The organism is Vicinamibacterales bacterium (assembly GCA_041659285.1).
In the GTDB taxonomy this organism is placed as follows: Bacteria; Acidobacteriota; Vicinamibacteria; order Vicinamibacterales; family UBA2999; genus 12-FULL-67-14b.
The window spans coordinates 1-13,349 of the sequence record JBAZYO010000001.1 but is presented as its reverse complement, the minus strand read 5'-3'; the positions used below and the strand labels follow the sequence as shown (position 1 = coordinate 13,349).

Here is a 13,349-nt window from a genome sequence, read left to right as displayed (position 1 = left end):
GATACCATTTCGAGGGCGCTCTTCGCTGAACGTTCGCCCATGCAAGACCCTAAATTTCTCTCCGCCGGGCAGTTCCTGCTGACGACCCTGGTCGTCAAACTCGCAGCCATGGCCGCGCTGGCGACGATGCTCGCCCGCTACCGGCGCTTCCGCCACATCCTGATTTTCGAGCAGCGCAACTGGCCGGACCGGCTGATCTTCGCGCTCGGCCTGGGCGTGCCGCTGACCGCCGGCGTCGCCGCCCGTGTGCTGCTCAACTACGACGCCGCCGACTTGACGCTGGAAGGCGCCTTTCTCGCCGGGCTCATCGCCGGCCCCTACACCGGCGCGCTGGTCGGCCTGGCCATGGCCATGCCGGCGCTGGCGGCCGGTGAGTACGCCGCGCCGTTCTTTGCCGTGGGCTGCGGTTTTGCCGGCGGCGGCCTGCGCGAGGCGTGCCCGAAGGAAGAGATCTGGAGCTTCTCGCCGTTCGAGCTGCTGAGCATCCCGCGCTACGTGTGGCGCATGATTCGCCGCGTCGAGGTGAACTGGCAGGTCGTCCTGCTGCTCGCGATCATCGGCCTCGAGGCCATCCGGCAAACGGTGGGGGCGCGCTACCCGTTGCGTCTGTTCCAGCTGTCGGATCCGTCGCCCTGGCTCTCGCTGCTGGTCTACCTCGCGACCATCATCACGGTATCGACGCCAATCAAGATCTGGAACAACGCCCGCATCGAGCATCGGCTGCAGGAGCAGGAGAAACTGCTGCTGGCCGCGAAGGTCGAGGCCCTCAAGAGCCAGATCAACCCCCACTTCCTGTTCAACACCCTGGCCTCGGTGTCGTCGCTGATCCGGTCGCAGCCCGAAACCGCCCGCCAGGTGATCCAGAAGTTGTCGGGCCTGCTCCGCAAGCTGATGAGCAACCAGCAGCAGTTCGTCACCCTGCGCGAGGAACTGGCCGCCATCGACGAATACCTGGACATCGAGGTCATCCGCTTCGGCACGCGGCTCGCCGTCCACAAGGCCATCGCACCTGATACGCTCGACATCATCGTGCCCAGCCTCCTGCTCCAGCCGCTGGTGGAAAACTGCATCAAGCACGGCTTCGCCCGCAAGGTCGGCCCCGGCACCATCACGCTGCGCAGCTGGCGCAACGGCGGCACCGCCGTCATCGAGGTGGCCGACGATGGCCTGGGTATTTCCCAGGAGCGGCTGGCCCACGCGCTGTCGAGCGGCATCGGGCTGAGCAACGTCAACGAACGCCTGCGCGTGCTCTATGGGACCACCGGCCGCCTGGTGCTGACCGGCTCCCCGGGCAAGGGCGCGTGCGCGCGCGTCGAGATTCCCCTCGACCTCTCGGCGGAGCGAGTTACCGCATGACACCCACATCCATCACCCTGACCGCCGTCGTCGCCGACGATGAACAGCTCGCGCGGGACGAGTTGTGCTTCCTGCTGCAGGCGGTGGACGGCGTGGACGTCGTCGGGGTGGCGTCCAACGGCGTGGAAGCGCTCGAGGAAATCGCCCGGCATTCGCCCGACGTGGTGTTTCTCGACGTGCAGATGCCGGGGCTCACCGGGTTCGAGGTGGCGAAGCGGCTGCTCGACCGGGGAACCGGACCGGGTGTGATCTTCGTCACAGCCTTTGACCAGCGCGCGATCGAGGCGTTCGAGGTGAACGCCGTGGACTACCTCCTGAAGCCGGTTGACGCGAGGCGGCTCGAGACGGCGGTAGGACGCGCGCGCAGCCGGAAGGCCCAATCCGAGCCCCTGGCGGGCCAATTGGACCGGTTGGTGCGAATGATGGCCGGCCAGAAAGACCGCCGGGACCAGGTGGCCGTCAAAGTACTGGACCGGTTCGTGCTGGTCCAGGCCGACGACATCATCCATGCGTCGCTCGTCGAGGATTCGATTAGTATTGTGACAAGCCAGGTCTCGGGGACGTCGAACGACCGAACACTGGACGAGCTGCACGCGAGGCTCGATCCGGAACTGTTCTGGCGCGTGCACCGTTCGCACCTGGTCAACATTAACAAGGTGAAGGAGATCGTGCCTTGGTTCAGCCGGAACTACATCCTGAGGATGAAAGACGCGAAGGCGACGGAAATTCCGGTCAGCCGTTCGCAGACCCGCCGTCTTCGGGACTACCTGAAGCTGTAGTGTTGTTCGCCGACCCCGGCGATGAAACGACACCGGTGCCGATGGTCGTGACCGAGGCGCTCGAACCCCAGGCGCCGCTGCCGCTGGCCATCGACCAGGACGCGGCGCAGGTGATGCGCCGGCTCGAGGTGTGGCGCGACGAGTTCTTTGCCTGGGTCCGCACCCTGGCCTCGGCCGCCGTCTACGCCACCCTGATCGTGACGTTCGGTTTCCAGGTGGCGCGCGTCGAGGGCCAGAGCATGGCGCCCACGCTCGCCGATCAGGATCGCCTGATCGTCAACAAGCTCCGCTATCGCCTCACCGCGCCGCAGCGCGGCGACATCGTGATGCTGTACTACCCGCTCAACCCCGACAAGTCGTTCGTCAAGCGCGTGATTGCCGAAGAGGGCGACACCGTGCGCGTGGTGGACGGCCGCGTCTACGTCAACGACGTGCCGGTCCGCGACGACTTCGTGCCCGCGGAATATCGCAGCCACGACGACTGGGGCCCGCAGGTCATTCCCGAGGGCTACTACTTCGTGATGGGCGACCACCGGAACAACAGCTCCGACAGCCGCCACTGGGGCTTCGTGCCCAAGAAGTACATCATCGGCAAGGTCCAGATTCGCTGGTGGCCGGTTCCCCAGGCGCGCGTCTTCTAAGTTCCGGTTATCGTGCAGGCCCGTTACGGCCAGGTCGCGCAAGTCCTCTGGCGGGTCTTCTTCCTTAACCTGGTCGTAGCCGCGGCCAAGATCGCGCTCGGGCTCTCGTCCGGCGCGGTCAGCGTCTTGTCCGACGGCTTTCACTCCCTCACCGACACCGCCTCGAACGTCGTCGCCCTGGTCGGCGTGCGCATTGCCAGCCATCCGCCGGACGACGACCACCCGTACGGGCATCGCAAGTTCGAGACCATGGCGTCGGTCGGCATCCTCATCTTCCTGCTGCTGGTGCTGTTCGAAGTGCTGTCGGCAGCGGTGGCGCGGCTGCAATCCGGCGGCGCGCCGATCATCACGCCGCTGACGTTCGTGGTGATGGCCGGCACGTTTCTCGTCAACGTCGGCGTCGTGATCTACGAGCGGGCCGCGGGCCGCCGGTTCGAGAGCGAAGTGCTGATGGCCGACGCCCATCACACGACGAGCGATCTGTTCACGTCGGCGGCGGTGATCGCGGCGTTGATTGGCGTGCGGTTGGGCTACCTGTGGCTCGACCCGGTGGCGGCGCTGGTGATTGCGGCGTTCATCGGCTTGGCCTGCTGGGAGATCTTCCAGTCCACGTCTGGGATCCTGGCCGACCGCTTCGTCATTCCGGAAGAGGCGATTCGCGAGGTCGTGCGCAGCGTGCCCGAGGTGTTCGGGTGCCATCACATCCGCACGCGCGGCTCGAACGACTTCGTCTTCCTCGATCTCCATGTCTGGATGGACCGCGACATGCGCCTGGACGAGGCGCACCGGCTGTCGCACGTGGTGAAGGATCGGTTGATGGCGCGCTTCCCGCAAATCAAGGACGCCATCATTCACATCGAACCGCCGCCGGAAATCGGGGTCTGATCCCGAGCCGGCGGTGACGCAAGGGGTCTGACCCCGAGCAAGCAGTTCCGAGGGGTCTGACCCCTCAGTACCCCAGCTCCGGCTCGACCCGGAAACGCAGCGCCTCTCCCCGTTCGAAGCGCTCGATGTTCTGCGCGAACAGATCGACCACTTCTTCCCAATGGCCCGTCCGGAAGCCGGAGGTGTGGGGCGTAAGGATGACGTTCGGGCACGTCCACAGCGGATGCCCGGCCGGCAGCGGCTCCTGCGGATACACGTCCAGCGACGCCCCGCCCAGATGGCCCGAATGGAGCGCCGCGATCAGCGCGCCGGTGTCGATGATGTTCGCGCGGCCGACGTTGACGACCACCGCGCCCTTCGGCAGTCGCGCCAGTTGCGCCTCGCCGATCAGTCCGACCGTCTGCGGCGTGAGCGGCGCGGCAATCACCAGCACGTCGGTCTGCCGCAGCAGTTCGTCGAGCTGTGCGGGTCCGAAGACCTGATCCACCGCGGCCACGCCTGGGTGGCCGGCCCGCCGCCGCATGGCGACGACGCGCATGCCGAAGGCCCGGGCCCGGCTCGCGATCTCCGCGCCGATGGTGCCGACGCCGATCAGCCCGAGCGTGCGGCCGCTCAACAGCCACGGCAGGCGCGGTCCCATGAATTCGTTCTGCGCCCATTGCGCGGTTCGCTGGCGCTCGAGCACGAGCGGAAGCTGCTTCGCCAGGGCGAGCACGACCGCCATGGTGTGCTCCGCAATCGGGATGGCCTGGACGCCGCGCGTGTTGGTGACGGTGACGCCGCCGGCGAACAGCTCGGGCAGGCACAGCGTTTCCACCGCCACGGCGGAGGTATGCAGCCAGCGCAGCTTCGTCGCGGTGGCGAGCTCGGACGCCGTCAGGATCCAGGTGTAAGCGACGTCGCAGTCGGCAAGACCGCGGGCGCGTTCGTCGGCGGCGGTGGCGTAGATGAATTCGATGTGCGGGAACCGGGCACGGAGGGTGGCCACGCCTTCAGCGGGGATCTGCCACTGCCTGACCGGCTGCTGGATGGAGACGAGGATTCTCATGGAATCCGTCAGGCCTTCGACTTCCTCACGTAGTGACCGGACCGGCCGCCCCGCTTTTCCACGAGCTCGATGTCGCTGATGGTCATGGCCTTGTCCACCGCCTTGACCATGTCGTAGAGCGTGAGCGCGGCGACCGACACGGCGGTGAGCGCTTCCATCTCAACGCCGGTCTGACCGGACGTGCGAACCCGGCCTTCGATGGCATAGCCGGCGCGCGTGGGCGTGAGTTCGATCGAGACGTGGCTCAACACCAGCGGATGGCACAGCGGAATCAGCTCGCTGGTCTTCTTCGCCGCCATGATGCCGGCCAGGCGGGCGGCCTGGAGCGGGTCGCCTTTCTTCACCGCACCGGAGCGAATCAGCTTGCGCGCCACGGCCGACATCGCGATCGACCCGCGCGCCACCGCCTCGCGGGACGTGACGGGCTTGTCGCCCACGTCCACCATGCGGATGCGCCCTTTCGCATCGACATGCGTCAGCGCGGCTGGTTTCTTATTCTTCGCCATCAATGCCCTGCGCCAGGTAGAACGACAGGCTTTCGAGCGACACGGTCAGGTCCACGCCCTTCATCTTCACCCCGGGGGGAACTTTCAACGATCCGGGCGAGAAGTTCAACACCGCCTTGATGCCGGCCGCCACCACCTGGTCGAGCACGTGCTGCGCCGACTCGGCCGGCACGGCAATCACGGCAATGTCGATGTGTTCCTTCCGCACCACCTTCTTGAGGTCCTTCAGGTCGTTGATGGGGACGCCGCTCCGCGATTCGTCCCCGATTTTTGCGTCGGCGACGTCGAACATCGCGACAATCTCGAAGCCCTCGCGCCTGAAGCCCGGGTAGTCGGCCAGGGCGAGGCCCAGATTGCCGGCGCCCATCACGGCGACGCGCAGCTTGCGATCGAGGCCGAGAATCTGGCGGAGGTTGCGCTTGAGGTCCTTGACGTAATACCCGACGCCACGGACGCCGAACTCGCCGAAGTAGGCGAGGTCCTTGCGGATCTGCGCGGCGTTCAGGTGGAACTGCTCGGCGAGCGCCTGCGACGAAATGGTGTTGACCCCGGCCGACTCGAGTTGACTGAGGCAGCGGAGGTAGACGGACAGCCGATTCGTGGTGAGTTCGGAAACCGGCTCGGCCGCCGCCCTCCGCTTGTTCGGTGAATTCACAAGCAATTTGCAGAATACCGCAATCCACGCGGCGAAGCGAGTATCATCCCGCCCATGGCCGACCCGTCGAAAGCCTTTCAGCCCTACGTTCCCGCCTCACAGTCCCCCGCCGAATTCACCGCCAAAGCCATCGTGCTGGGCGTGCTGTTCGGCTTGCTCTTCGGCGCCTCCACCGTGTACCTCGGCCTGCGCGCCGGCCTCACCGTGAGCGCGTCGATTCCGATCGCGGTGCTCGCCATTTCGGTGCTCAAGAAGCTTGGCGGCTCGACGATCCTCGAAAACAACATCGTCCAGACCATCGGCTCGGCCGGCGAATCGGTGGCCGGCGGCGTCGTGTTCACCATTCCGGCGCTGATCTTCCTGCTGCCGGACGGACCCAAGTTCTTCAGCTACACGCAAATCACCATGCTGGCGTTTGCCGGCGGCATTCTCGGCGTCCTGATGATGGTGCCGCTGCGCCGCGCCCTGATCGTGAAGGAGCACGGCGTGCTGCCCTACCCCGAAGGCACGGCCTGCGCCGAGGTCCTCGTCGCCGGCGAGCGGGGCGGGCAACTGGCGACGCTGGTGTTCAGCGGCCTGGGCATCGGCGCGTTGTGGAAGTCGCTGTCGTGGACCTTCAACCTCTTCCGGCAGGAGATTGGCCACTCGCTGGCCCGCACCAGCCAGTTTCCGAATGCGACGCTGAACGTGGACATCTCGCCCGAGTACATGGGCGTTGGCTACGTCATCGGCCCGCGCATCGCCGGTACCATGTTCGCCGGCGGCGTGCTGTCGTGGCTGGTGCTGCTGCCGCTGCTCTCGCTGCTGGGCGCGGCCATCACCACGCCGTTCCCGCCCATCCATCCGAACTTCGCCAATAACCCGGCGACGGGCCTGCCGTTCCTGATCTCGGAGATGAGCCCGGGGCAGATCTGGAGCGCCTACATCCGCTACATCGGCGCCGGCGCCGTGCTGGCGGCCGGGTTGATCACGCTGGCCCGCACCCTGCCGACGATCATCTCGTCGGCGCGCGAAGGGCTGAAGGGCTTCGGCACGGGGGCGGGCGGCGAGCAACTGCGCACCGAGCGCGACATGCCGATGGCGATCGTGCTGGGCGGCTCGTTGCTGCTGGCCATCTTCCTGGCGGTGACGCCGGGGCTGCCGACCCAGGGCAACGTGCTGGTGTCGGTGTTGATCATCCTGTTCGGCTTCTTCTTCGCGACCGTCTCGTCCCGCATCACCGGCCTCATCGGGTCCTCGTCGAACCCCATCTCCGGCATGACCATCGCCACGCTGATCATCACCTGCATGATCTTCGTCGCGCTCGGCTGGACCGGCGATGTCTACGGCCCGGTCGCCCTCTCGGTGGGCGCCATCGTCTGCATTGCCGCCGCCAACGCCGGCAACACGTCACAGGACCTCAAGACCGGCTACATCGTGGGCGCCACCCCCATCTACCAGCAGATGGGCCTGGCCATCGGCGTCGTCACCTCGGCTTTCGTCATCGGCATGACGGTGCTCTATATGCACCAGGTGTTCGGCATCGGCTCGGCCGACGTGCCGGCGCCACAGGCCACACTCATGGCCACGCTGATCAAGGGCCTGCTGTCGCAGAACCTGCCCTGGGGCCTGGTGCTGGTGGGCGTCTTCGTGGCGGTCACGCTCGAGTTGTGCGGCATTCACTCGCTGTCGTTCGCGGTCGGCGCCTACCTGCCGATTGCGACCACCGCGCCGATCTTCATCGGTGGTCTCGTGCGCTGGTGGGTCGAGCGTAAGACCGGCGAAACCAGCGAGTCGGACCTCAGTTCCGGCACGCTGTTCAGCTCGGGCCTGATCGCCGGCGGCTCGCTCGCCGGCATCCTCTACGCCATCCTGGTCGGCGCCGACTGGTTGCGGCCGTTCCAGGTCGTGGGCGAAATGCTGCCGGCACTGCGCGGCGAAGACGCGTTTGGACAGATCGCCGGCGCGCTGCTGTTCCTGGGGCTCGCGGTGATCCTGACGCGCTTCGCGCAACGCAAGGTCTGAGGGCGGGGGGCGGGGGGCGGCTGATTTGGTGAGTTGGTGAGTTGGTGAGTTGGTGATTTGCTAGCATGGACTTGACCATGCGACGGCCTGCCTTCGCCCTTGCGATTGCCTGCATCCTGATGTTCGCTCAGGCCGCGGCCCAGCCGGCGGCCCGGCGCGCGACGACGCTTGCCGCCCTGCGCAGCTATCCCGGCTTCTATCACCAGCAAACCGTGATGGTCGTCGGCGCGGTCAAGGCCGACAGCCCGGAGAGCGCCACCATCGCGAGCGACGAGGCGAGCATCCGGCTGATCGCCCGTGAGTTGCCGCGGGAGGGCAAGCTCGAGGCTCGTGGCCAGTTCCTCGATGTTGGCCGGATGTCGCAGGACGACCCGCGCCTGATTCCCTTCAACCTGCTCGACCGCATGCGCACGATGTATCCGGAACGCTGGCCGCGGCCGGGCGAAGAGTTGATCCTCCTGCTGAGCGGCACCACCCCGCCGCCGCCGGCCGCGGCGGCCGCGGCCCCGCCGCTTCGCACGGTGGCGATGGAACCCGCCCGCTTCGAAGGCCAGCGCATCACGATTCTTGGGCAGTTCCGCGGACGCAATCTCTACGGCGACTTGCCGGAGGCGCCCGCGCCGGCGAAGTGGCAGTTCGTGCTGCGCTCAACCGATGCCGCGTTGTGGGTGATGGGCCTGCAGCCGAAGGGCAAGACGTTCAACTTCGATCCGGCCAAGCGCATCGACTCGGGCCGCTGGGTGAAGGTGCAGGGCACCGTGCGGACCGGGAAGGGCTTGACGTGGCTCGAGGGCACCGCCATCGAGTTGGCCCAGGCGCCGGCAGAGTCAGTGACCGAAGTGGAGATTGCCCCGCCGCCTCCGCCGGCGATCGAGGTGCTGTTCACGGCGCCGGCCGAGGGCGAGACCGACGTGCGCCTGGGCGAGCGCATCCGCATGCAGCTGTCGCGCGACCTGGATCCCGCCTCGCTGAAGGACCACGTGCGCATCACCTACGCCAAGGCGACGTCGATGGACAGCCTCGCGTTCGCGGCCACCTACGCGAAGGAGAATCGTGCGCTCGAGATCAAGCCGGTCGAGCCATGGGAACCGTTCCGGCTGGTGAAGATCGAATTCCTCGAGGGCATCAAGGGTACCGACGGCGGCGCCATGGCGCCGTTCACGCTGACGTTCACGACCGGCGGGTCGTAAAGCGAACCTGCTTCACTTTTACGGAACGAGGCGGAATCCGTAGGTGATGATCTCGGGCGTGCCGGGCTTCTTCAGCGATAGTTCCAGCACGTACTCGCCCGCCGCCAGCGGCGCCAGCACCACCTCCGCCACGCCCAACGCCTGCCTGGTCGCGTCGTCCACGCGAGTGGAATAGGTGACCACCAGCGGCATGGCCGCGCCTTCGCGCGTCAGCATGCGGCCGGTTCCCTCGATGGCGGCGTCGGCCAGCGGGACTTCGATGCGCAGCCGTTCGGTGCGGCGGAAGCGGGGGTCGGCGGTCGGCACGTAGGCCAACCCCGTGCTCGGGCCGCGGCGAAGGGCCAGGGCGCCCGTGCCCACCACCGCCGTGTCGGGCGGCACGGTCACGAACGTCGTCACCTGGATCGGCATGCGCCCGGCCCGCGGCGTCAACTCCGCGCGCACCGAATAGCGTCCGGCCACCAGCGGCGAGTTGGTCGCGTCCACGGGAATGCTCCGTTGGCCGGGCTCGATCGCCACGGTCATGGTCTGCGGCGGCGAGCCGGGGGTGGAACCGCTGCCGCGCTCGGGCTCGACGGTCAACCGCAGCGTCCCACCCGTCAGCCACTCCGGCAGTTTGGCGGTGGCCGCATCGAGTTCGACGACGGCGCGGATCAGTCCGCGGCCGCCGGCGGCCTGGATGCGGACGGGCAGGTTGCCGCGGCCTGGCGCAATGGCGTCGAGCGCGCGGGTGACCGACGGCGGCGGTGCCGGGCGACTACCCGCTGGCCGTTCCGGTGTCGCCCCGGCGGCACGCGCCTCCGCTTCAGTCGGCGCCAGGTACCCGGGACGCGCGCGTACGTCCACGTTGTCGCGCTTCACCTCGACCCGGATCCGGCGGAAGCGGCCATCCAGCTTCGGATTGGAGGAGTAGTAGCTGAACAGATAGTACGAACCGACGTCGGCGAAGATCTTCTGCATCGCGCCGGCAATGTCGTTGGTGTTGTCGAGCACGGCGACGCCGTCGGTCTGCGTGGCCATCATGCGGAGGTCCTCGTGCCGGTCGCGCAACCAGGCCGCGTCCACGCTGGGCGGCACGTCGAACCGGGTGGGCTGGTCGAAGACGATCAGCCCACGCGCGTCAATGGGGTAAAAACTGACGTTGGCGCGGTTGGCGCGCTGCAGCAGTTCGCGGAACTGCATCTCGTGGTCGATGAACGCCAGCATCACGCGCTCGCGATCGCACGACTCGAGCGACCGGCTGTCGTCGCGCGACGAATCGATCGGCGTCGAACCCGAAACCCGGCCGGTCCGCGGATCGATGCCCACGCCTCCCGGGCTGGGTGCATTGCCGGCCGCCAGCGTGTCGCTCTGCTTGTAGAGCGGCCAGCCTTCCGTGAACACCATCACGAACTTGCGCTCGGGGCGCAGGCCTTCGAGGTGCGTCACGAGGTGATCGAGCGCGTCGAGCGTGTCGCGCTCCCGCAGCCGGGCGATCATCTCGTCGGCGATCGACGAGCCCGGATAGCATTCCCTGATCGCGCGCTCACGCGGTGTCTCGGCGGTAATCCGATCCTTGACGCCCCAGTGCCAGGTGTCGGTGACCATCCGCTCGATGCTCGAGGTCCGGCGGCTGTAGGTGATGGCCGACGGCGACATCTCGGGCGTCATGACGCCGACCAGATCGTCCGGGCCAATCACACGGTCGAGCGTCTCGACGATCGGCTTCTTCGCGTGATACGAACCGCTCAGCGAGACATGGGGCCGATCGAAGAACAGCGTGAACACGCGCGCCGCATCGTTGGCTTCCTGGCGCATGTCACGGGCGTTGGTGGGATCGGTCCGCTCCGATTGCGGATTCGGAACGCGTGCCTCGATCAGCTTGAAATCTTCGATGCGCTGCGGCTTGTCATCCTCGAACACCAGGAGATCTTCCGGCTTGAGGTCGGTGACCGCCTTGCCGTCGAGTGACACATAGGCGTCAACGCGGACCAGGTTCGCGCCGGCGCGAAACCGCGGTAATTGCCCGTCGGGTGGGCGTTCCTGGGCGATGCCAAGGACGAGCGACGCTGCCAGCATGCCGAGCACGGTCAGCCGAATGCGCATCCCGTCACTTTACTGCGTCTGGTCCCGTCACGGATTGTCTTCTCGTCCCACATTGCGTCAAGACCGGCACCCGGGTAAACAGGCGCGAAGTTCGACGGTATACCCGCCGCCATCCTGACGCGGCTTCGCGCCGCGATCTAAGGCACAGAAACCAGGGCCGCAGATGACGCAGATGACGCCGATTCTGTTCGGCGCAGGCGCGCCCGCGAGACTCGGTCCGGCTCACGACGCCAGGCTTCGCCTGGCGTCACGCGATCACGACTACGACGCGCGGACAAGAGCTGCTGCCGACTCTTCCCGGCGTTCTGGAGCTCTTGTCCGCGCGTCGTAGTCGTGATCGCTGCCGGCCGAAGGCCGGTGTGAGCCGGACCTCACATCTGCGTAATCTGCGGAATCTGCGGCTGCCTTAGGACGCGCGCGCTAGGTGGACGGCGTTTGAGCGGCGGTGGCGGGCCTTAGCCAATGCCAGATCCGGCGCGCCAGCCACACGATCATCACGACGATCGTCACGCTGACCAGGAGCGCCAGCAGCGGGAACTTCAAGGTCAGCAGGCTCAGCCCGATCACGAACGCGTCTTCCGCGAGGCTCGCAATCCAGTTGGTGAACGGCTCCGGGCTGGTGTTGATGGCCACGCGCGCGCCGGCCTTGGTCATGTGGCTGCCGGCGGCGGCGCTGCCGCCCAGCAACGCGATCATGCCGACCATGACGGGCGACGCTTCGCCCAGCGCGGCGACCGCGATCAAGGCGCCGCCGACCGGCCGGATCACCGTGTGGACCGAATCCCAGATCGAATCGACCCACGGGATCTTGTCGGCCACGAATTCGATCACGTAGAGCACGCCCGCAATCCCGATGACCCAGGGGTGGTTGAAGACCTGGAACTGTTCAGGCAGCTGCACCCAGCCATAGCGCGCGGCCAGGCCGAGCACGGCCACGGTGGCGTAGAGGTTCACGCCGGCGGCGAGGGAGAACCCGAGCGTGCGTCCGAGAGTGGCGAGGAGTTCCACCGACGAGCTCCTATGTCTTGAGTAAGTCCTTTATCCGCGTCCGGACGACTTCGATCACGTCATCGCGATCGTCGACCGACATCCCAGCCGTCTCGATCGGCTCACCAATGCGAATGCGGCACAGCACCGGCCGCACGAACCAACTGCCCTTCTTCATGGCGTCACGCCCCCCGGAAATCGCCACCGGGACGATCGGCGCCTGCGCCTTGATGGCCATGATGAAGCCACCCTTCTTGAATGGCAAGAGTTCGGACGTGCGGCTGCGCGTGCCTTCGGGGAAGATCAGGAACGAGTTGCCCTCGCGAATGGACGCGGCGGCCACCTCGATCGAGGCCATCGACGCCTCGCGGCGTTCCCGCTCCACGGCCACGAACCCGCCGGCCAGCATCACCTTGCCGAGGATCGGCAGCTTCTTCAGTTCCGCCTTGAACAGCACGTGCAGCCGCGGATGCAGGGCGCGGAAGAGCACCGGCGGATCGACGTTGCTCTCGTGGTTCGAGCAGAAGACGACGGCACGGCCGGCCGGCACCTTGGCCGCGCCGGTCACGCGGTAGCGAATGCCCGCCATGCCCAGCGCCAACCCGACGCCCACGTGGCCGAGCCAATAGAGCATGCCCTGCAGTTTCAGGGGCACGGCAATGCCGAGCCCGATGGGACCGGCAATCAGTAGGTAAAGGGAGACGACGATGTAGGTGAGTACAGACCTGACGGCGGCAATGAACATGTTCATGCCGCCGTCAGTATAACGTCAATACGGTGCTAGGACGCGCGCGCCTGGCGGCGAGCGGGTGCTGCCACGGGCGTCACGCGGGCCGCCGCTTTCGCCGGGGCCGCCTTGGTCGCGCGGGTCGCGGCCCGCTGCGCCGAGCGCGCCTTCTGGACGAAGCACTTCTCGAGCGCGGTGTTGACCCGCTCCTCGATGTCGGCCGCCGTGGTGCGCATCACCTCGGAGATTTCCGACACGATCAGCGCCTTGGCGCGGTCGAGCATGCGCTTTTCGCGGAACGACAGGCTCTTCGACTTGGCCAGGAACGTCAGGCTCTTCAGCACATCGGCCATGTCGTAGATGGAGCCGGTGCGCATCTTGTCGGAGTTGTCCTTGAAGCGCCCCTTCCAGTTCTGGTGGTTGTCGATCTTGCCGTCACCCAGCAACTGGAACAGGCGTTCAACCTCTTCGTCGGTAATGGCCCGG

The 13,349-nt window shown here is 66.9% G+C and carries 13 protein-coding genes; 6 read left to right on the top strand and 7 right to left on the bottom strand.

Going from position 1 to position 13,349, the window contains the following annotated elements; all coding sequences use genetic code 11:
- Positions 1 to 39: 39 nt before the first annotated feature.
- From WC815_00065 to WC815_00050, 4 genes are read left to right on the top strand one after another with little or no spacing between them, the layout of a single operon-like run.
- Positions 40 to 1,356 (top strand): sensor histidine kinase, encoded by a 1,317-nt coding sequence (locus WC815_00065; GenBank protein MFA5907148.1) that lies wholly within the window; start codon positions 40 to 42, stop codon positions 1,354 to 1,356.
- Positions 1,353 to 2,135 (top strand): LytTR family DNA-binding domain-containing protein, encoded by a 783-nt coding sequence (locus WC815_00060; GenBank protein ID MFA5907147.1) that lies wholly within the window; start codon positions 1,353 to 1,355, stop codon positions 2,133 to 2,135. The genes WC815_00065 and WC815_00060 overlap by 4 nt, the downstream gene beginning before the upstream one ends.
- On the top strand, positions 2,135 to 2,776 hold the full coding sequence (gene lepB, locus WC815_00055; protein MFA5907146.1) for a signal peptidase I: 642 nt from the start codon (positions 2,135 to 2,137) through the stop codon (positions 2,774 to 2,776). Before WC815_00060 ends, lepB begins: the two co-directional genes overlap by 1 nt.
- Positions 2,777 to 2,788: 12 nt before the next feature.
- Positions 2,789 to 3,661 (top strand): cation diffusion facilitator family transporter, encoded by an 873-nt coding sequence (locus WC815_00050; GenBank protein ID MFA5907145.1) that lies wholly within the window; start codon positions 2,789 to 2,791, stop codon positions 3,659 to 3,661.
- 64 nt (positions 3,662 to 3,725) lie between these two features.
- Here the strand turns inward: WC815_00050 and WC815_00045 are convergent, their stop codons facing one another.
- Genes WC815_00045 through WC815_00035 form a run of 3 tightly spaced genes read right to left on the bottom strand, consistent with a single transcriptional unit; the run spans position 3,726 to position 5,870 of the window.
- Positions 3,726 to 4,709, bottom strand: a complete 984-nt coding sequence (locus tag WC815_00045; GenBank protein ID MFA5907144.1) for a D-2-hydroxyacid dehydrogenase — start codon at positions 4,707 to 4,709, stop codon at positions 3,726 to 3,728.
- An 8-nt stretch (positions 4,710 to 4,717) separates the two neighbouring features.
- Positions 4,718 to 5,215, bottom strand: coding sequence for a cyclic pyranopterin monophosphate synthase MoaC (moaC, locus tag WC815_00040; GenBank protein ID MFA5907143.1), 498 nt, complete (start codon positions 5,213 to 5,215; stop codon positions 4,718 to 4,720).
- Complete coding sequence (locus WC815_00035; protein ID MFA5907142.1) at positions 5,202 to 5,870, bottom strand: redox-sensing transcriptional repressor Rex; 669 nt, start codon at positions 5,868 to 5,870, stop codon at positions 5,202 to 5,204. The genes moaC and WC815_00035 overlap by 14 nt, the downstream gene beginning before the upstream one ends.
- A gap of 54 nt (positions 5,871 to 5,924) precedes the next feature.
- Here WC815_00035 and WC815_00030 point away from each other — a divergent pair, with 54 nt between their 5' ends.
- Positions 5,925 to 7,874 (top strand): oligopeptide transporter, OPT family, encoded by a 1,950-nt coding sequence (locus tag WC815_00030; GenBank protein ID MFA5907141.1) that lies wholly within the window; start codon positions 5,925 to 5,927, stop codon positions 7,872 to 7,874.
- Between the two features lie 77 nt (positions 7,875 to 7,951).
- The gene (locus WC815_00025; protein ID MFA5907140.1) at positions 7,952 to 9,064 is read left to right on the top strand and encodes an Ig-like domain-containing protein; all 1,113 of its coding nucleotides are present in this window, start codon (positions 7,952 to 7,954) and stop codon (positions 9,062 to 9,064) included.
- An 18-nt stretch (positions 9,065 to 9,082) separates the two neighbouring features.
- Here the strand turns inward: WC815_00025 and WC815_00020 are convergent, their stop codons facing one another.
- From WC815_00020 to WC815_00005, 4 genes are all read right to left on the bottom strand, one after another.
- On the bottom strand, positions 9,083 to 11,149 hold the full coding sequence (locus WC815_00020; GenBank protein MFA5907139.1) for a VWA domain-containing protein: 2,067 nt from the start codon (positions 11,147 to 11,149) through the stop codon (positions 9,083 to 9,085).
- 420 nt (positions 11,150 to 11,569) lie between these two features.
- On the bottom strand, positions 11,570 to 12,157 hold the full coding sequence (locus WC815_00015) for a DUF4126 domain-containing protein (protein MFA5907138.1): 588 nt from the start codon (positions 12,155 to 12,157) through the stop codon (positions 11,570 to 11,572).
- 10 nt (positions 12,158 to 12,167) lie between these two features.
- Positions 12,168 to 12,887, bottom strand: a complete 720-nt coding sequence (locus WC815_00010) for a lysophospholipid acyltransferase family protein (protein MFA5907137.1) — start codon at positions 12,885 to 12,887, stop codon at positions 12,168 to 12,170.
- Positions 12,888 to 12,916: 29 nt separating this feature from the next.
- A partial coding sequence (locus tag WC815_00005; GenBank protein MFA5907136.1) for a hypothetical protein occupies positions 12,917 to 13,349 on the bottom strand: 433 nt, incomplete at its 5' end.

Coding starts and splice junctions, on each gene's coding strand:
- moaC (MFA5907143.1), bottom strand. CDS start 5,215: ATGGCGAAGAATAAGAAACCAGCCGCGCTGACGCATGTCGATGCGAAA.
- WC815_00010 (MFA5907137.1), bottom strand. CDS start 12,887: ATGAACATGTTCATTGCCGCCGTCAGGTCTGTACTCACCTACATCGTC.
- WC815_00065 (MFA5907148.1), top strand. CDS start 40: ATGCAAGACCCTAAATTTCTCTCCGCCGGGCAGTTCCTGCTGACGACC.
- WC815_00025 (MFA5907140.1), top strand. CDS start 7,952: ATGCGACGGCCTGCCTTCGCCCTTGCGATTGCCTGCATCCTGATGTTC.
- WC815_00045 (MFA5907144.1), bottom strand. CDS start 4,709: ATGAGAATCCTCGTCTCCATCCAGCAGCCGGTCAGGCAGTGGCAGATC.
- WC815_00060 (MFA5907147.1), top strand. CDS start 1,353: ATGACACCCACATCCATCACCCTGACCGCCGTCGTCGCCGACGATGAA.
- WC815_00020 (MFA5907139.1), bottom strand. CDS start 11,149: ATGCGCATTCGGCTGACCGTGCTCGGCATGCTGGCAGCGTCGCTCGTC.
- WC815_00030 (MFA5907141.1), top strand. CDS start 5,925: ATGGCCGACCCGTCGAAAGCCTTTCAGCCCTACGTTCCCGCCTCACAG.